Source organism: Streptomyces armeniacus, from assembly GCF_003355155.1.
Classification (GTDB): Bacteria; Actinomycetota; Actinomycetes; order Streptomycetales; family Streptomycetaceae; genus Streptomyces; species Streptomyces armeniacus.
This window is the reverse complement of record NZ_CP031320.1, coordinates 3,431,202-3,450,616: the sequence shown is the minus strand read 5'-3', so window position 1 is coordinate 3,450,616 and position 19,415 is coordinate 3,431,202. Positions and strand designations below refer to the sequence as shown.

Below are 19,415 nucleotides of genomic sequence, written 5' to 3'. Positions count from 1 at the left end.
GCGGCGCGTCAGGCCGGGGGCGTCTCCGGCGGGAGCGCCGACGCGAACAACTCCTCCGCCTCCGCGAGGGCCCGTTCGAGGACGGCGGGGTCGGCGGCCAGTCCGGCCGTGAGGGTGTCGACGCCGCGCAGGCCCGCACGGTGCAGCAGCGTCTTCTCGTTGGTGACCCACTCGCCGCGCGCCGCGAGGACGGCGTGCGCGCACTGCGCCGCGGCGGTGGCGAGGGCGCCGGCGACCTCGGTGAGGCGGCCGTACGGGGCGTGGTTGGCCCGCGCGTACGTCAGCGTGGCGCGGGACGTGCCGAGCCAGCGGCCGGCGGCGGCGGTGCGCAGCGGCCCGGGGTACGCGGCGGGGCGCGGCAGTTCGCCGCGCAGCACGCGGTTGAGGGCGAGCTCGGCGACGACGAGGTAGCTGGGGATGCCGGCGAGGTGGAACATCAGCGGCTCGTGGTGGAACCGGCCCTGCTCGGCCTCCGCGAGTTCGTGTTCGACGACGTCGAGGTCGCGGTAGTGGACGTCGACGCGCCTGCCGTCGACCGTCAGCCAGGCGCCGCCGTTGAACACGCCGCCGCCCCAGCCGCCGATCTCGGAGACCTCGCCGGGCCAGCCGAGGGCGCGCAGCGCGTCGGGGTCGAAGCCGCCGCGGTAGTAGACGGCGACGTCCCAGTCGCTGTCCGGCCGGTGGGTGCCCTGCGCCCGTGAGCCGCCGAGCGTGACCGCCCGGACCGCGGGGAGGGCGGCCAGCCGGCCGGCGAGGTGGTCGAGGAAGTCCTGGTCGCGCATGGCGGAGTCCTGGTCGCGCATGGCCCGGCAGCCTAACGGGCCCGCGGCCGTACGGGCCGGGCGGTCCCCACCGGGCGGCCCGCCGCGGGACAACTCGGTGCGGCCACATGGTTGACGGCCCGCGCGGCACATGCTGGACTGAGCAAGTGGTACGCACCAATATCTCAGATGGAACCGTCCGTTCCGACCCCCTGGGCACCCCGGAGGTGCTCCGGCGGCTGCGCGGCAAGCTGATCGTGTCCTGCCAGGCGCTGCCGCACGAGGCACTGCACGGCAGCGCCCTCATGGCCGCCATGGCGCGCGCCGTGGTGGAGGGCGGGGCGGCGGCGGTCCGCTGCAACAGCCCGGAGGACATCACCGCCGTCACGGAGACGGTGCCGGTCCCGGTGATCGGCCTGTGGAAGGACGGCACCGACGGGGTCTACATCACCCCGGGCGTCGCGCACGCCGTGGCGGTCGCCGAGGCCGGCGCCGCCGTCGTGGCGGCGGACGCCACGGACCGGCCGCGCCCGGACGGTTCGGCCTTCGCCGACCTGGTCGCGGCGGCCGGGCGGCGCGGGGTGCCGGTGCTGGCGGACGTGGCGACAGTACGGGAGGGCGCGGCGGCGGTACGGGCGGGCGCGGCGGCGGTGTCGACCACGCTGTCCGGCTACACGCCGGAGACCGCCGCCCGCGGCGGCCCGGACGCGGGCCCGGACATGGAGCTGCTGTCGGCGCTGGTGGCCGAGGTACGGGTGCCGGTGATCGCCGAGGGCCGGATCGCGGAGCCGGGCCAGGTCGCCGAGGCGCTGGACCGCGGCGCGTGGGCGGTGGTGGTGGGCGGCGCGATCACCCGGCCCGACCAGATCACGCGGCGGTTCGCCGCGGCGCTGCGCACGGACGGCGCGGACGGCGCGGAGGATGACGCTCCATGAACAGAAGTGGTTCGCACCATTTTTTGGATCCCGGCAGGGCCCGAGCGAGGAGTGGACATGGTTGCTGAGCACACCGGGCCTGCGGCGCACACCGGAAGCCCCGGAAGGACCGGGAGCCCCGGAAGCGCCGAGCACGACGGCGCCCCTCCCCCGCACCCGTACGGCGTCGGCCGCCGGCTCACCACCCGCCGCGGCCTGCTGGGCTGGGCCGCCGGCGGCGCGGGCGCGCTCGCCGCCACCCCGCTGCTGTCCGGCTGCGGTTCCGCCGCGGGCAGCCCGGCTGCCGCCGGCTCCCCGGCCACCACGGTCGCGCTCTCGGACAACTTCGGCCCGTTCGACCCGATCACGGCGACCACCATCGAGTCCGTGGTGCTCAACTACCACGTGTTCGAGGGCCTCATCGACATCGACCAGTCCGACCGGAAGCTGTTCCTCGCCCTCGCCGAGGACTGGCCGCGCCGGCTCTCCGACCGGCGCTACCGCGTACGGCTGCGCGCAGGCGCCCGCTTCCACGACGGGACGCCCGTACGCGCCCGTGACGTCGTGTACTCGGTGCACCGCACCCGGCATGCGAAGACGTCGTTCTTCGCGCAGTTCATCCCGTACGTGGAGGGCGCCGAGGCCGTGGACGGCCGCACCGTGGACATCGTGCTGAGCGAGCCGAGCGGGCTGCTGCACCAGGCGCTGACGCAGATCCGCGTCGTGCCGGAGCGCCATGTCGAGCGGGTGGGGGACGAGGCGTTCGGCACCCGCCCGGTCGGCTCGGGTCCGTACGCGTTCCAGGAGGCGCAGACGAACCGCTCGGTGCGGATGCGCCGCGCGCCCGGCTACAACGGGCCGCGGCCGGGCCGGCTGGAGCGGGCGACGTTCAGCATCGTCTCCGACAGCCCGGTGCGGATCTCCGCGCTGCGCAGCGGCGACGTCGCCGCCATCGAGGCGCCCTCGGACTTCGACCTCGGCGTGCTGCGCGACGCGGGCCTGCGGGTGCGGGAGCGGCCGGGGCTGCTGATGTCGTTCCTGATGGTCAACTGCGCGCGGCGGGTCTTCGCCGACGTACGGGTGCGCCGCGCGCTGCACTACGCCATCGACAACGAGCGCGTCGTCGAACTCGCCTTCGCCGGCCACGCGCAGGCCCCGACCTCGTATCTGCCGCGCGACCACCCCGCGCACACGCGGGTCTCGCGGCAGTACGGGCACGACCCGGCGAAGGCGCGCCGGCTGCTCGCGGAGGCCGGGCATCCGGACGGGCTGAGCTTCAAGCTCCAGGTGTACGACACCGCGTGGAACCGGGCCGTCGCCACGGTGATCCAGCAGCAGTGGGCCGACGCGGGCATCAAGGCGGAGCTGCTGGTCGGCGGCGAGAACCTGTACTCGGGCGTGTACGGCGGCACGTACGAGGCCATGCTCGGCATCGCCGACCAGTCGGTGTTCGGCTGGGACGCCAACACGCTGCTGTCCTGGCACTACGGCGACACCTGGCCCGAGCAGCTCTTCTACTGGTCGGCGCCGGAACGCGACGAGATCCTCCGGCTGCTGGCCGCCGCCCGCGGCACCGAGGGGCGCGAGCAGCGGACGGCGTGGGCGCGGGCGCAGGAGGTGATCGCGGAGCAGGTGCCGCTGTACCCGATCGCCCACCGGGACGTGGTGACGGCCTATGACCCGCGGCACTACGCCCGGTTCAGCGGGCTGAGCGTGGGCGGCCTGGACGTACGCGGCGCCGTCCCCGCGGGCTCGGCGGCGGGAGGCCGGCGATGAACCGGCTCACCGTGATGGTGCTGAAGCGCCTCTCGTTCTTCCCGCTGATCCTGCTGGCCACCAGCTTCCTGGTGTTCTTCCTGATCGACCTGGCGCCCGGCGACCCGGCGCTCGCGGCGCTCGGCGTGGGCGCGAGCGCGGAGCAGCGCGCGGAGTACACGCAGGCGCACGGGCTGGACGATCCGCTCCCCCTGCGGTTCTTCCGCTTCCTCGGCGACGTCTTCCACGGTGACTTCGGCTTCTCCCTGGTCACCGGCCAGCCGGTGGCGCCGCAGCTGTCGACGGCGGTGCCGATCACCGTGCAGCTCGCCGGGCTGGCGCTGCTGCTGGCGACCGTGGTGGCGCTGGTGCTGGGGGTGCTCTCCGCGCTGTACCGGGGCCGCCGCCTCGACTCGCTGATCCGCGCGGTGTCGGTGGGGCTGCTCGCCGCCCCGGCGTTCTGGGTGGGCCTGCTGCTGATCAACCTGTTCGCCGTACGCCTGGGCTGGCTCCCGTTCGGCGGCTACACCCCGCCGGGCGAGGACCCCGGCCTGTGGGCCCGCGGCCTGGTGCTGCCGGTGGTGGCGCTGGCCATGCCGGTGGCCGGGATCTTCACGCGGATGGTGCGCGCGGCGGTGCTGGACGAGCTCGGCAAGGACTACGTCCGCACCGCGTACGGTCTCGGGCTGCCCCCACGGGTCGTCGTCGGCCGCAACGTGCTGCGCAACGCGCTGGTCACGCCGCTGACGGTGCTGGGCCTGTGGGTCGGCTATCTGCTGGCGGGCGCGGTGCTGATCGAGACGGTCTTCTCGATCCCGGGCGTCGGCCGCCTCCTCGTCCAGGGCGTGCTGAACAGCGACCTGAACGTGATCCGGGTGGTCGCGCTGATCACGGTCGGGCTGTTCCTGCTGGCGAACCTGCTGGTGGATGTCGCCCACGTCCTGCTCAATCCTCGCGCAAGGACCTCCTCTGATGATCGTTAGCCTGCGTCGCGGCCTCCTCAAGCGGGCCTCGCGCCCCGCGAGCTGGTCGCTCTCCGCACCCACCGCCGCGCAGTGGTGCGCGCTGGCCGTCCTGGCGCTGCTGCTGCTCGCGGCCCTCGTCCCCGGGCTGATGGCCGCGCACGACCCCGTCGCGCTCTCGCAGGGCCCGCCGCGCGAAGGCCCGTCCCTCGCCCACCTCTTCGGCACCGACGAGTACGGCCGCGACGTCTTCGCCCGCGTGGTCTGGGCGGCGCGCTCGTCCGTACTGGTCGGGATCGCCGCGCCCGTACTGGCGCTGCTCGCCGGCATCCTGCTCGGCAGCCTCGCGGCGCTGGCGGGCCGCTGGGCCGGCGCCGCCGTGCAGCGGGTGATCGACGTGCTGGTCGCGTTCCCCGCGATCATCCTCGCGGTCGTGCTGGCCAGCGTCATCGGGCCCGGGCTGGTCACCACCATCGTGGTGCTGGGCGCGATCTACACCCCGGCCACGGCGCGGGTCGTACGCGCCAACGTCGAGGCGCAGCTGACCGAGGACTACGTGACGGCGGCGCTGTCCGCGGGCGCCTCACGCGTACGGCTGCTGGTGCGGCACATCGCGCGCAACGCCTTCGCGCCGGTCGTGGTGTTCGCCACCTCGCTGATCGCGGACGCGGTGTTCATGGAGGCGGCGCTGTCGTTCATCGGGGTCGGCATCCAGCCGCCCACCCCGTCCTGGGGCAACGTCATCAACGACGGCCGGGTGCTGGTCTCCTCCGGCGGCTGGTGGGTGACGACGTTCGCGGGTCTGGCGGTGTTCGTGTGCGTGCTTGCGGTCAACCTCGTCTCGGACTGGCTGGCCGACTCGCTGGGGAAGCCGCGCCGTACGGCGCTGCCGGGCGCCGTGCCGGAGGCGGGCGCGGGCACGGACGGGCCGGGTTCCGCCGGAGGCGGCGAGGACCCCGTACGCCCCTGGCCCCGTACGCCCGTCGACCCCGCCGTGCTCGCCGCCCGCGCCCCCGTGCCCGTGCCGGACGCCGAGCCGGTGCTGAGCATCCGCGATCTGCGGGTGTCGTTCCCCGGCTCGCACGGCGACGTGGACGTGGTCGCCGGCGTGCGGCTGGACGTACGCCCCGGTGAAATCGTGGGCCTGGTGGGCGAGTCGGGCTCCGGCAAGTCCCTGACCGGGCTCGCGGTCACCGGGCTGCTGCCGCCGGGCGCGGCCGTCTCCGGTTCGGTCACGTTCCGCGGCCGGGAGATCCTGCCGCTCTCGCCCGCCGAGCGGCGGCCGCTGCTCGGCCACGAGATCGCCATGGTCTACCAGGACGCGCTGTCCTCCCTGAACCCCGCGATGACCGTACGGCAGCAGCTGCGCCAGATCTGCCGCCGCGGCGGCACCCACACCCCCGAGGAGCTCCTCGAACTCGTCGACCTCTCCCCCGCCGCCGTGCTCGGCGCCCGCCCGCACCAGCTGTCCGGCGGCCAGCGGCAGCGCGTGCTGATCGCCATGGGGCTGGCCCGCGATCCGTCGCTGCTCATCGCCGACGAGCCGACGACGGCGCTGGACGAGACGGTGCAGGCGCAGGTGCTGGAGACCCTCGAACGGCTGCGTGCCGAACGGGACCTGGCGATCCTGCTGGTCTCCCACGACCTCGCGCTGGTCAGCGCCCTGGCGCACCGCGTGGTGGTGATGTACGCGGGGCAGGTCGCCGAGACCGGGCCGACGCGGGGGCTGCTGGCCGACCCCGTGCACCCGTACACGAACGGGCTGCTGGCCTCCGTGGTCTCCCTGGAGCGCCGCGAGGAGGAGCTGGCGCAGATCAGCGGCACGGTGCCGTCTCCCGCGCTGTTCGTGCCGGGCTGCCGGTTCGCGCCGCGCTGCATGAACGCCACGGAGCGGTGCGTGAGCGAGCCGCCGCCGCTCGAGCCCGTACCGCCCGTGCCCGCAGCCGCGCCCGCCGGGCGGGGTGGGGCCGCCGACGGAGCCGTCCCGGACGGGGGTCTGGACGGCGGCCGCGGCGCCTCCCCGGAACCGCAGGCACCGCTCGACGGCGGCCATCCCGCCGCCTGCTGGCACCCCATGACCCGCGCACAGGAGGTCCCGCGATGAGCCCGTCAACGGCGACACCCACGGAGGACCCCCCGGCCGCACGGCCGGAGCCCGCGGCCGCGCTGCGTGCGAGCGGCGTCGGCGTCTCGTATCCGGGCGGCCGCCGCCGACCGCCCGTACGGGTGCTGGCCGACGTCGCGCTGGACCTGCGGCCCGGCACGGTGACCGGCCTCGTCGGCGAGTCCGGGTGCGGCAAGACGACGCTCGCCCGCGTACTGGCCGGGCTCCAGCGCCCCACCGAGGGCACGGTCACCCTGGACGGCGAGGACCTGTGGTCGCTGCCGCCGGGCCGCCGTACGGCCGCGCTGGCCGAGTCGGTCGCGATGGTCTACCAGGACCCGGGGTCGTCGCTGAACCCGCGGCTGCCCGTCCGTACGATCGTGCGCGACCCGCTGGACATCCGCCGCACCGGGACGCCCGCCGCGCGGGACCGGCGCGTCACCGAACTCATGGACCTCGTCGGGCTGCCGCCCTCGGCCGCCGGCCGCAGGCCCGGCGAACTGTCCGGCGGGCAGCGCCAGCGCGTGGCCATCGCCCGCGCGCTCGCGCTGGAGCCGCGCTACCTCGTCGCGGACGAGCCGACCTCCGCGCTGGACGTGTCCGTACGCGCCCAGGTGCTGAACCTCCTCGTACGGCTGCGCGCCGAACTCGGCCTGGCCATGGTGTACATCTCGCACGACATCCAGACCGTGCGCCATCTCTCGGACGACGTCGCCGTGATGTACCTCGGGCACGTCGTCGAGCACGGCGCCGCGCCGCTCGTCACGGAGGCGCCCGCGCACCCGTACACGGCCGCGCTGTTCTCGGCCACACCGTCGCTGACCCGGGCGGCGGGGGACCGTATCGTCCTCGACGGCAACCCGCCCTCCGTACGCGCCCGGCCGCCCGGCTGCCCCTTCGCGCCCCGCTGCTGGCGGGTGACCGAGGAGTGCCGCCGCGAGCTGCCGGGGCTGGAGGCGCCCGGCACCGGCCGCGCACCCGTCCGCTGCATCCATCCGCTGCCCGCCCCGGCGCCCGCCACCTGAGCCCTCAGCTGCCTGAGCCGCCCGAACCGCCCGAGCCAGTGTAATTACTATTGTAGTTTGTGCGAGCAGAGGGGGGCATAGGGGATAGGGGTCCGTCGCGTGGGCTCGGAGATGTGGCTTAGGGGCAGGGTCGGCGTACCGGCCGTCGTGCTGGGCATGGTCCTGCTCAGGGGCATGGACGCCCTGGCGTCCTCCTCGCACAACGTCGCCCTGCCCGTGGCCGCGCACGCCACCGCCCCGGACGAGCCCGCCCTGTTCATGACCCGGTTCTGGGTCGCGTGGGCGGTGGGCACGTTCGCCGCCCACTTTGTACTCAAACGCCGGAAGGGCGAAGGCTCGTGGGGCGAGCGGGCGTTCGTGCTCGGCACGTGCGCGATGTCGCTCTCGTTCATCGCGGCGTTCACGGGTCTGCCCGCTCCCCTGCTGGTGCTGGCCGCGGGGGCGGCGGGCTTCGCGGACGGCTGGACCGAGATCGTCTACACCTCACGGCTCCAGGCGGCCCCCGAACAGCAGCGCAGCCGCCTGTTCGGGCTGTCCGCCACCGCGGAGACCACCGGGTTCGCGGTGGGCACCGTGGCCGCCGCCGCGGCGCTCGAGGCGCTGCCCACCCTGGCCGTCGTGAGCGTCTTCCACGGCCTGGCGGTGGCGGGGGCGGTGGTTCTGCTGCTGTTCGCCGCCCGCCGCCGGACGGGCGGGGGCACGACGCGCGAACCATCGGCAGTTGACTCGTCTCACTCCTCACAACCGGTCGACGGACGGTAGACGCTTCCGGGCCGGATCCGCACGGGAAAGGCAGGACAGGCATGGAACGCGTACGGGGGCAGGCCTTCTGCCGGGGACCCGAGCCGGAACGCACCGAGGACGACCCGGAGGACGCCGTACGGGCGCTGCTGCGCGCCGCTTCCGGCCCCGGAGGCGCCGTCGTCACCGTCGCTCCGGACGGCGCCACGGCCACGCAGCCGTATCCCGAACTGCTGGCGCGGGCCCGGCGGCTGCTCACCGGGCTCCGCGAACACGGGTTACGCGGCGGCGACGCGGTCGTACTGTGCGGGCTGCCGCTGGACGAGTTCTTCCCCGCCTTCTGGGCCTGCGTCCTCGGCGGTGCCACACCCGTGGCGATCGCGGAACATCCGGCGCCCGGCTCGCCGGCGTACGAACGCCTGCTGCACGCCGCCGAGTTGCTCGACGGGCCGCTGGTGCTCAGCGACACCGGCGGCGCGGCGGCACTGGCCGGGGCCGGGCTGCGGGTGGCCGTCGCGCGGGACTGTCTGAGCGCGGCGCCCGCGGAGGACCACGTCGAGCCGCGGGGGTCGGACGTCGCCCTGCTGATGCTGTCGTCCGGCAGCACCGGCGTGCCCAAGGCCGCGCGGCTGACCCACGCGGGGCTGGCGGATTTCGCGGCGAGCAGCCGGCGCGTCCTCGGCGTGGCCCCGGACGACACGATGCTGAACTGGCTGCCGGTCGACCACAGCGGCGCGTTCCTCCTCTACCACCTGCTCGCGGTCTTCACCGGCTGCACCAGCGTCCACGCCCCCACCGAACGCGTCCTCGCCGAGCCGCTGCGCTGGCTCGACCTCATCGAGGAGCACCGCGTACAGCACAGCTGGGCGCCGACCTTCGCGTACCGGCTCGTCGCGGACGCGCTGGCCCGCCAACCGGGGGAGCAGCGGGATCTCCGCGGGCTCAAGTCCCTTGTGTGCGGCGGCGAGCAGGTCGTACTCCCGGTGCTGAACGGTTTCCTCGACGCGACGGCGGCGTACGGCGTCGAGGAGCGGCACCTCGTCCCCGTATGGGGGATGGCGGAGACCGTCACAGCCTGCACGTACGGCCGGCTCGACCGTCCGGGGACGGTGCACCGCCTGCTCAAGAGCAGCCTGGGCGGCGAACTGGTACGGGCCGGTGAGGAGACGCCGGAGGACGAGTGCGTCACCTTCGTCGCGGCGGGCGCGCCCGCGCACGGGGTCGCCTTGCGCATCGTCGACGACCGCGGGGAACCGGCGCCGGGCAACAGGATCGGCCGGCTCCAGGTGCACTCGCCGGCCCGCCTCACACCCGGCTACGTACGCGACCCGGAGGCGGACGCGGCGGCCTTCCCCGCCGGACGCGACTGGCTGGACACCGGTGATCTGGCCTTCCTCGACGGCGGACAGGTCGTGATCACCGGGCGGCGCAAGGACGTGATCGTCCTCAACGGGCACAACGTCTACTGCCACGAGGTGGAGGAGGCCGCCGCCGCCGTGGATGGCATACGGCAGGGGGAGATCGCCGCGTGTGGTGTGCCGCGTACGGACAGCGGCACGGAGGAACTGGCCGTGTTCTACGTGAGCCGGGGAACCGACGCTGACGCACGCATCGCGCACGAGGTCAAGGCGGCCCTGTTCACGCGGCTGCGGCTCACGGCGGCGTACGTGCTGCCCGTCCCGCGGGACGAGTTCCCGAGGACACCGGCGGGGAAGGTGCGCCGGGCCGAGCTGCGGGACCGGCTGACCGGAAACGCCCTCCCCCCGGCGGCCCCGCGGGGCGGTGCCGGAAGCACCGACGAGGCGACACGGGCGGTGCAGGAGGAGATCGCGGCCGTACTGGGACAGCCGGTGCGGGCCGGTGTGCCGTTCTACGAACTCGGCCTGAACTCCCTGCTGCTGGTACGCGTCCGCGCCCGACTGGAGGAGCGGTTGGGGACGCCGGTCGCGCAGACCGCGTTCTTCGAGCACCCCACGGCGGCCGCGCTCGCCGCGCATCTGGCCGGGGTCGCGGCGACGGGGCCCGAATCGGCGGACACCGAACCCGTTCCGGAGGAGTCCGACGGTCACCACATCGCCGTCATCGGGCTGTCCCTGCGCTTCCCCGGCGCGGACTCGGTGGAGCGGTTCTGGGCCAACCTGCGCGACGGCGTGGACAGCCTCCGCGTGTTCACCGACGAGGAGCTGGCGGCGGCCGGGCTCTCCCCCGAGGAGCGGAAGGCGCCCGGGCTGGTGCCCGTCGCCGGAGTCCTCGACGGCGTGGACGCGTTCGACGCGGAGTTCTTCGGAATGAGCCCCAGGGAGACCGGACTTACGCACCCCGCGCACCGCCTGTTCCTGGAGTGCTGCCACCAGGCGCTCGAGGACGGCGGGTACGCGGCCCAGGCGCCGGGCACCAGGACCGGGGTGTTCGCCGGCTCGGGCATGAACCTCTACGACCACCAGCACCCCCGGCAGCCGTCGCCGGCCGCGCCCGCCCACGACGGCACGGACCCCGCCTCGGACATGCAGGCCGCCGTCGGGCAGCAGCCGGACTTCCTCGCGTCCCGCGTCGCGTACCGGCTCGGGCTCACCGGCCCCGCCATCGGCGTGCAGACGGCCTGCTCCACCTCGCTGGTCGCCGTACACCTCGCGTCCCAGGCGCTGCTGAACGGCGACGCGGACCTGGCGCTGGCCGGTGCCGCGGCGGTGCACCTGCCGCAGCACACGGGGTACCGCGGCCACCCCGGGTCGATCCTGTCCCCCACGGGGCGCGTACGGGCCTTCGACGCGGAGGCCGACGGCACCGTCGGCGGCAACGGCGTGGCCGCCGTCCTGCTCAAACGGCTCGACCGGGCGCTGGCCGACGGCGACACCGTGCACGGAGTGATCCTGGGCACGGCGGTCAACAACGACGGCGCGAGCAAGGTCGGCTTCACGGCGCCGGGAGTCGCGGGGCAGGTCGACGTCGTACGCGAGGCGCTGCGCAGGGCCGGCGTGCCGCCGCACACGCTCTCGTACGTGGAAGCGCACGGTACGGGCACGCGGCTCGGCGATCCGGTGGAGTTCGAGGCGCTCGGCAGGGCGCTGGACGACGGCACGGGACGTACGGGGTTCTGCACGGTCGGCTCGGTGAAGCCGGGCATCGGGCACCTGGACAGCTGCGCCGGGATGGCCGGGCTGATCAAGACCGTGCTGATGCTGCGCCACCGCACCCTCGTGCCCACGCTGCACCTGAACCGCCCCAACCCCGAACTCCGCCTCGCCGGAGGCCCGCTGGTGCTGGGGACCGAGCGCCGCCCTTGGCCCGCGCCGGACGGCGCGCCGCGCCGGGCCGGGGTCAGCGCGCTCGGCGTCGGCGGGACGAACGCCCATGTGGTGCTCCAGGAGCCTCCGGCGCCGCCCGGCACTCGTACGGACGCCATGGCTCGTACGGACGCCATGGCTCGTACGGGCGTCACGGCTGCGGATGCCGTAGACCTGCCCGTACTGGTCCCGGTGTCCGCCCGCGACGCGCAGGCGCTGGACGAGCTGACCGGCCGGCTACGAGACCGGCTGCGGGACGAGCCGGAGCCCGCGGCCGCGGACGTCGCCCTCACCATGGCGCTCGGCAGGCCGCACCGCACGGCGCGGGCCGCGGCCGTCGGCCGTACCGCCGCGGAGCTGGCCCGAGCACTGGACGAACGGCCGGAGGCGGCCGGTCCGCGCGGTCCCCTCGCGTTCGCGTTCGCGGGACAGGGCACCGCGCGCCGCGGCATGGCGAGCGGCGTCTACGCGGCGTATCCGGCGGCACGCGGCGTCCTCGACCGGTGCGAGGCGGTGTACGCCGAGGAGTTCGGCGGCACGCTGCTGCCCCTGCTCCTGGACGAGACGGGCCCGGAGGGCGGCGCGGACGAGGTCTGGCCCACCGAGACGGCCCAGGCGGCGCTGTTCGCCCACCAGTTGGCGCTCACCGAGGTGTGGCGCGCCGCCGGGGTGCGCCCGGCGCTGCTGCTCGGGCACAGCGTCGGCGAGTACGCGGCGCTGTGCGCGGGCGGTGCCCTGACGCCGGAGGACGGCCTGCGGCTCACCGCGTGGCGGGGCAGGCTCGCGCACACGGCGTGCGAGCCCGGCGGCATGCTCGCGGTGCGCGCCGGCACGGAGCTCGTACGCCGCGTCGCCCAGGCCGCCGGAGCGGAGCTGGCGGCGGTCAACGGACCGCGCTCCCAGGTCATTTCCGGCCCGCCGGAGGCCGTCGAGGAGGCGCGGCGCCTGCTCGACAAGGAAGGCATACGGTGGCGGGCGCTGGCCGTCGACCGGGCGTTCCACTCGGCCGCCGTCGAGCCCGCGCTGCGCGACTTCCGCCGCCACGCCGAGACGGTGCCGTACGGCCCGCTGCACACCCCGCTCGTCACCGCCGCCGACGGCGAACTCCGCCCCGCGGGCTGGACCGTCGGCGTCGACTACCTCTGCCGCCAGGCCCGCCGGCCCGTCCGCTTCGACCTGGCCATGGCCGCCGCCCTGGCCCAGGGCTGCGAGGACTTCGCCGAGATCGGCGCCGGGCAGACCCTCGCCGCGCTCGGCCGGCACTGCGCCCCCGGCAGCCGCTGGCTGAGCGGGCAGGGGCAGGGCACACGGGCCGAGCAGGTGGGCGGGCTGCTGACCGCGCTGGGCTCGCTGTACGTCGGGGGCGCCGAGCTGGACTGGGGCGCCGTCACCGGGAGGGTCACCGGCAGCGGCGGCCGTATTCCTTTGCCCGGGCACCCGCTGCGGCGGTCACAGTGGCCGCCCTGGACCACGCGGACGCAGGCGCAGACGCACGGACAGACGCACGAAGAGACGCAGCCACCGTCACCGGAACCGGAACCGCCCGTCACCACGAAGGAGCCCGCAGTGCCGGACGACCTGATCGACACCGTACGGGAGTTGGCGGCCCGCAGACTCGGGGCCGGGGTGGCGGACGTGGCGCCCGACAGCTCGTTCTTCGAACTGGGCGCGGACTCCCTCTCCCTGATGGGCATGACGACGGACCTGGAGCAGCGGTACGGCGTACGCGTGCCCGTCAGGGAGCTGTTCGACTCGGCCGACACCCCGCGCAGGCTCGCCGAACTCCTGGCACAGCTGCGCGGCGAGGCGACGCCGCCCGCGCCCGCGACCGAGCCCGCCACCGAGCCGCCCGCGCCCGCCGCAGGGCAGCCGGATACGGAGCCCGCCACGGCCCCCGAGGGCACCGCCGGGTACGACGACCTGTTCGGGCGCCAGCTGAAGCTGGCGGAGCAGCTCGTCGACCAGGTGACGGGCGTGATCTCCCGTCAGCTCGACGTCCTCGCCGCCACGGCCGGAACGCCCGCCGCAGCCCGGCCCGTTACCGCACAGCCCGTTACCGCCCAGCCCGTCGCCGCACAGCCCGTCGTCGCCCCCGCGCCGCCGCGCGCCGTACCGGAGAGGCCCGTACAGGCGGCGCCCGCGCCCCCGAGGCCCGCGCCCGCGAGCCCGGAGCCGCCGCCCCCGGCCGCCGGATGCGACTTCAGCCTGTACTTCTTCGGCGACTACCCCGAGGACGCCGCCCACGACAAGTACGCGTTGATCATGGACGCCGGGGAGTTCGCCGACCGGCACGGCTTCCACGCCCTGTGGTTCCCGGAGCGGCACTTCGCCTCCTTCGGGGCGCTGTTCCCCAACCCCTCCGTGCTCGCCGCCGCGCTGGCCGCCCGGACCAGCCGCATACGGCTGCACGCGGGCTCCGTCGTGCTGCCGCTGCACCACCCCGTACGGGTCGCCGAGGAGTGGTCCGTCGTCGACAACATCTCGGGCGGCCGGGCAGGCCTGTGCTTCGCGAGCGGCTGGCACGCCACGGACTTCGCGCTCGCCCCGGAGAACTTCGGCAGGCACCGCGAGGTGATGTACGAGCAGCTGGCGACCGTACGGCAGCTCTGGTCGGGGCAGCCGCTCGCGACGACCGGGGGTGACGGCAAGCCCGTCGAGGTACGCCTGCACCCCCGCCCCGTACAGGAGCAACCCCCCATGTACGCCGCCGTGGTGGGCAACCCGGACAGCTACCGCAAGGCGGCGGCGCACGACCTGGGCATCGTCACCAACCTGATGACGCAGACCGTCGAGCAGCTCGCGGAGAACATCGCGCTGTACCGGCGCACCCGCGCCGAGCACGGGCTCGATCCCGCGGCGGGCCGGGTGGTGGTGCTGGTCCACACGTACCTCGGTGACGATGCCGAACGGGCGCGGGCCGAGGCGTACCGGCCGTTCGTGTCCTATCTGCGCTCCTCGCTGTCCCTCTTCAACCAGGTCACCAACAGCCTCGGCGTCGACGTCGACCTGGACAACGCGCCCGAGGACGACGTGGAGTTCCTGCTCGGGCGCGCGTACGAGCGCTACTGCGCGTCCCGCGCCCTGATCGGCGACGAGGACGGCGCCGCGGAGACCGTACGCGGGCTGGTGGACGCGGGAGCCGACGAGATCGCCTGCTTCGTCGACTTCGGCGTCCCGGCGGACAGGGTCCTGGCGGCGCTGCCGCTGCTCGACCGCCTCCGGCGCCGCGAACAGCCGGAGGAGCGGGGCCAGTCGGCCGCACCCGTACGGACACCACAGCCCGCACCCGTACGGACACCACAGCCGGTCACCGCGACCACAGCCGGGCAGACGACGCTGTCCCCCGCGCAGCGCCGCATCTGGTTCCTGGAGCAGCTGCATCCGGGCACCAGCATGTACCACGAACCGAAGGCCGTACGCCTGGAAGGCCCGCTGGACGTCCCGGCGTTGCAGTGGGCGTTGCAGCAGGTCGCGGACCGGCACCCGGCGCTGCGTACGGTGTTCCGCGACGCCGGCGGCGTGCCACGCCAGGAGATACGCGACCGCATGCCGCTCGAGTGCCCGGTTGACGACCGCAGCGGGATGACGGAGGAGCAGGCGCTGCGGACCGTGCTGGAGACCGAGGGGCGCCGGATCTTCGACCTGGGCACCGGCCCGCTGGTCTCGGCACGGCTGATCCGGCTGTCGGAGGAGCGGCACCTGCTGTTCCTGCTGGCCCACCACATCGTCTTCGACTCCTCCTCCACGGTGGTGCTGGTACGCGATCTCGCCGCCTGCTACCGGTCCTGGCCGCACGGACGTGCCGAGCTGCCGCCCCTGACCGCGGCGGCATCGTCCGTACCGCCGGACCCCGGAGAGGCCGCCGCGTCGCTGGAGTTCTGGCGGGCGGAGCTGAGCGGCGCAGCGGAGCTCTCCCTGCCCACCGACCGGCCCCGCCCGCCGGTCAGATCCGGCGCGGGGGCGAGCCTCACCCACGCGCTGGACGGCGAACTCGTCGGCAGGCTGCGGACGTACGCCCGCTCCCACCGCGCCACCCTGTTCATGACGCTGACCGGCGCCATCGGCGCGGTGCTGGGCCGGTTCAGCGGGCAGCACGACGTGGTCCTGGGCACCGCCGTCGCCGCCCGCCCCGCGGACGCCGAACACCGCGTCGGCCTCTTCCTCGACACCGTTCCGCTGCGTCTGGACCTGGGCGGCGACCCGGACTTCCCGACGCTGCTGCGCCGGGTGCGGGAACGGAGCACCACGGCGTACGAGCACCGCGGTGTCCCCTTCGACGAGCTGGTCGGCGCGCTGAACCCGCACCGCGATCCCGGCCGCAACCCGCTGTTCCAGGTGATGCTGGAGTACGAGAACGAGGGCGAGGCCGACTTCGACCCGCCGGAGCTGACGGCGACGCTCCTGGACATGCCGAGCGCACGCGCGCCGTTCGACCTCAGCGTCTATCTGACGCACCACAGCGGCGGCATCCGGTTCATGGTGGAGTACGACACCGCGCTGTTCGACGAGAGCACCGTGCGGCAGTTCGTGGACTACGTGGAGGAGACGCTGCGCCGCGCCGTCGACGCCCCGGACGCGCCGCTGCGCGAGCTGACGGCGGTCACCGGGGCGGACCGTACGGCGCTGGCCCGGTTCGGGCAGCGGGACGAGCCCGCGCCGGACGCGGAGGACACCCTGCACGGGCTGTTCGAGCGGCAGGCGTGCCGTACTCCGGACGCGGTGGCGCTCGTACACGGCGAAGAGAGCCTGAGCTACGCCCGGCTGGACGCCCGCGCGGACAGGCTCGCGCGGCGGCTGCGGGCACGTGGCGCGGCGCGCGGTGAGCGCGTGGCGGTGCTGCTGCCGCGCGGGCCGGAGCTGATCACGGCGCTGATCGGGGTGCTCAAGAGCGGCGCCGCGTACGTCCCGCTCGACCCGTCCGCGCCTGCCCCGCGGCTCGCCGCCCTACTGGACGACGCCGCCCCGGTCCTGCTGCTGACGGCGCGTGCCGCCGCCGGAGGGAACGCGGAGTTCGGGGAGGGGCTGCCCGTTCAGCTCGTGGAAGACCTCGACGTGGGGGACGGGACGGAGGCAGGCGGCGCGCCCGAGGACGGTCCGCGCCCCGAGGACCCCGCGTACTGCATCTACACCTCCGGCTCGACCGGCCGCCCCAAGGGCGTCGTCGTGCCCCACCGCGGCCCGGCCGGCCTCGTACGGGGACATCTGGCGCGGCATCCGGCACTGCGCACGCTGCAGTGGACGTCCCCCGCCTTCGACGTCAGCGTGCAGGAGATCTTCACGACGCTGGCCGCCGGGGCCCCGCTCGTCCTGATCGACGACGACGCGCGGCACGACCCCGCCGCCGTCGCCGGGACGGTGCGGCGGCACGGGGTGCAGCGGATGTTCATGCCGTGCACGCCGCTGAAGCACCTGCTGCGGACCGGCCCCGAACTGCCGTCCCTGCGCGAGCTGTTCTCGGCGGGCGAGGCGTTGCAGCTCACCGGCGCGTTCCGGGACTTCCTCGCGGCACATCCGGAGTGCGCCCTGTTCAACCAGTACGGGCCCACGGAGGCGTCGGTCGTCGTCACCTCGCACCGCGTCGACCCGGCGGGCGAGGAGTGGCCCCCGATCGGCACGCCGGTCCCGGGGGCGCGGATCCTGCTGCTGGACGGCGCCGGGCAGCCGGTGCCAGCGGGGGCCGTCGGCGAGATCCACGTGGGCGGTGTGCCGGTCGCGTACGGGTACCACGCGCGGCCCGCCGAGACAGCCGCGTCGTTCATCGGCGACGGGGCGGGGGCGGTGCTGTACCGCACCGGAGACCTCGCGCGCTGGCGCCTGGACGGGGCGCTCCAGTTCTGCGGCCGCGCCGACGACCAGGTCAAGATCCGGGGCCACCGGGTCGAACCCGCCGAGGTGCAGGGGGCGTTGACCTCGCTGCCCGGCGTACGTGACGCGGCCGTCGTACCCCGCCGCGACCGGCACGGCGAAGCCGAACTCGTGGCGTACGTGGTCCCCGAGACCCCGGCGGACGAGCCGCACCGGCTGCGCGCGGCGCTCGCGGCGCGGCTCCCCGGCCATCTCGTGCCGGGCCGCTGGGCGCGCCTGGAACGGCTCCCGGTGAACGCCTCCGGCAAGCTCGACCGGGACCGGCTGCCCGAACCGGAGGACGCCGGAGGCGAGGTCGCCGAGGAGCCCGCCACCCGGCTGGAGAAGTCCCTGCACGAGCTGTGGTGCGACGAACTCGGCGCCTCACGGGCGCCGGTCACCTGGTCCTTCTTCGCGCTCGGCGGCCACTCGCTGAGCGCCCTCCGGCTGCTGCACCGGATGGCGGAGCAGCTGGACGTCGAGCTGTCCATGACCGACTTCTTCCGCGACCCGACCATCCGGGGCGTCGCGGCGCGCTGCGAACAGCCGCGCGCCGCCGTGCCATCGGAGTCGAAGCCGGAGCCGGAGCCGGAGGAGACCGCCCGGGAGGAGACCGCCCGGGAGGAGGCCGCCGGGGAGGACTCCCCCGCCGGGCCCGTCGCGGACACCGTGCCGATGACGTCCACGCAGCGCAGGCTCTGGCGCCGGCACCACGCGTACGTCGACCCGGGTGTCTACAACATCGCCCACCGCGTCGACCTGCTCGGCGACCTCGACCCCGACGCCCTCCGGCATGCCCTGGCGGACCTGGTGGAACGCCACGACGCGCTGCGCAGCAGCCAGGCGCTCCGTGACGGGCAGTACGTCGTCGACATCCTGGCCACCGTGCCCGTGGAGCTCCCCGTCACCGATCTCACCGCGCATGCCGGAAACGCCGAGAACGCCGCACGCGTCGAGCAGTGGTGCCGGGAGCAGGCGTCGCCCGCGTTCGCGCTGGAGCGCGCGCCGCTGTTCCGCTTCCGGCTGGCGCGGCTCGGCGGGGACCGCTGGGTGCTGGTGACCGCGTTCCACCACGCGGTCTGCGACGGCTGGTCGATGGGCGTCGTCTGGCACGACCTCCAGGAGTTCTACGCCGCCCGGCGCGACCGTACGGAGGCCAAACTCGCGCCGCCCGCCGTACGGTTCGCGGACTGCGCACGCGCGGAGCACAGGCTGGGCGGCGAACGCCGGGCGGAGCTGGAGAAGTTCTGGCGCACCGAGCTCGACGGCGTACCCCTGCGTACGGAGCTGCCCTACGACCACCCGCACCCGGGCGCGCTGTCCGGCGAGGGCGCCCTGCACTCGTGGGTCGTCGGGGACGGCACACCGGCACGGGTCGCGGACACCGCCGCGCGCCTGGGCACGACTCCGTACGCGGTCCTGGCCGCCGCGTTCGCCACCTGGCTGGCCGGACTGACCGGCGGCACGGGCGGCACCGGCGGCACGGGCGGCACCGCAGACGTCGTGCTGCCCGCGTCCAGCGCGAACCGCCTGCGCCGCGAACGCTCCGACGTCGTGGGCCTGCTCGGCGACGCCGTCCTGCTGCGCGCCCGCATCGGCGAGGCGGCCACCTTCGCCGACCTCGCGACGCAGCTGGGCACGGCGCTGTTCACCGCGCTCGACCACCAGGAGCTGCCGCTGAACGAGGTGGCGGAGCTCGTATCGCCGGGGAGCACCGACGTCCTGTTCCCGAACGTGCTGTTCACCGTGGTCACCACGCCGCCGCCGGCCCTGGAGCTGCCGTCCGTGTCGGCCACGGTGCGCGCCCTGCCGACGTCGGGCGTGGCGCGGAACGAGTTCTACGTCGTACTGGAACCCGGCGACGACACCCTCACCGTCACCGTCGAGTTCTCCACGGACCTGCTGACGCGGGCGACCGTGGAGTCCTGGGGACGGAGCTTCACCGAGGTGCTGGACAGCTGCGCGCGGAACCCCGAGCGCCCCCTGGAGGGCCTGCTGCGCCCCGGTGGCCCAGGGGCCTGAGAC

General features: G+C 74.9%; 8 protein-coding genes. 7 read left to right on the top strand and 1 reads right to left on the bottom strand.

Features of this window, described 5'->3' with window-relative positions:
• Window positions 1-8 precede the first annotated feature (8 nt).
• The gene (locus DVA86_RS14790) at window positions 9-803 is read right to left on the bottom strand and encodes a nucleotidyltransferase domain-containing protein (RefSeq protein WP_245996595.1); all 795 of its coding nucleotides are present in this window, start codon (window positions 801-803) and stop codon (window positions 9-11) included.
• A gap of 170 nt (window positions 804-973) precedes the next feature.
• Here DVA86_RS14790 and DVA86_RS14785 point away from each other — a divergent pair, with 170 nt between their 5' ends.
• From DVA86_RS14785 to DVA86_RS14755, 7 genes are all read left to right on the top strand, one after another.
• Window positions 974-1,696, top strand: a complete 723-nt coding sequence (locus tag DVA86_RS14785; protein WP_245997635.1) for an N-acetylmannosamine-6-phosphate 2-epimerase — start codon at window positions 974-976, stop codon at window positions 1,694-1,696.
• Window positions 1,697-1,753: 57 nt separating this feature from the next.
• Window positions 1,754-3,451, top strand: a complete 1,698-nt coding sequence (locus tag DVA86_RS14780; RefSeq protein ID WP_208878797.1) for an ABC transporter substrate-binding protein — start codon at window positions 1,754-1,756, stop codon at window positions 3,449-3,451.
• On the top strand, window positions 3,448-4,413 hold the full coding sequence (locus DVA86_RS14775; protein ID WP_208878796.1) for an ABC transporter permease: 966 nt from the start codon (window positions 3,448-3,450) through the stop codon (window positions 4,411-4,413). Before DVA86_RS14780 ends, DVA86_RS14775 begins: the two co-directional genes overlap by 4 nt.
• Complete coding sequence (locus DVA86_RS14770; protein WP_208878794.1) at window positions 4,403-6,496, top strand: dipeptide/oligopeptide/nickel ABC transporter permease/ATP-binding protein; 2,094 nt, start codon at window positions 4,403-4,405, stop codon at window positions 6,494-6,496. Before DVA86_RS14775 ends, DVA86_RS14770 begins: the two co-directional genes overlap by 11 nt.
• Entirely contained in the window at window positions 6,493-7,521 is a 1,029-nt protein-coding gene (locus DVA86_RS14765; protein ID WP_208878792.1) for an oligopeptide/dipeptide ABC transporter ATP-binding protein, read from the top strand. Before DVA86_RS14770 ends, DVA86_RS14765 begins: the two co-directional genes overlap by 4 nt.
• 99 nt (window positions 7,522-7,620) lie before the next feature.
• Window positions 7,621-8,283, top strand: coding sequence for a hypothetical protein (locus DVA86_RS14760; protein ID WP_245996586.1), 663 nt, complete (start codon window positions 7,621-7,623; stop codon window positions 8,281-8,283).
• A 41-nt stretch (window positions 8,284-8,324) separates the two neighbouring features.
• Window positions 8,325-19,412, top strand: coding sequence for a non-ribosomal peptide synthetase/type I polyketide synthase (locus DVA86_RS14755; protein WP_208878790.1), 11,088 nt, complete (start codon window positions 8,325-8,327; stop codon window positions 19,410-19,412).
• The last annotated feature ends 3 nt before the right edge of the window (window positions 19,413-19,415 follow it).

Coding starts and splice junctions, on each gene's coding strand:
- DVA86_RS14775 (WP_208878796.1), top strand. CDS start 3,448: ATGAACCGGCTCACCGTGATGGTGCTGAAGCGCCTCTCGTTCTTCCCG.
- DVA86_RS14770 (WP_208878794.1), top strand. CDS start 4,403: ATGATCGTTAGCCTGCGTCGCGGCCTCCTCAAGCGGGCCTCGCGCCCC.
- DVA86_RS14765 (WP_208878792.1), top strand. CDS start 6,493: ATGAGCCCGTCAACGGCGACACCCACGGAGGACCCCCCGGCCGCACGG.
- DVA86_RS14755 (WP_208878790.1), top strand. CDS start 8,325: ATGGAACGCGTACGGGGGCAGGCCTTCTGCCGGGGACCCGAGCCGGAA.
- DVA86_RS14780 (WP_208878797.1), top strand. CDS start 1,754: ATGGTTGCTGAGCACACCGGGCCTGCGGCGCACACCGGAAGCCCCGGA.
- DVA86_RS14790 (WP_245996595.1), bottom strand. CDS start 803: ATGCGCGACCAGGACTCCGCCATGCGCGACCAGGACTTCCTCGACCAC.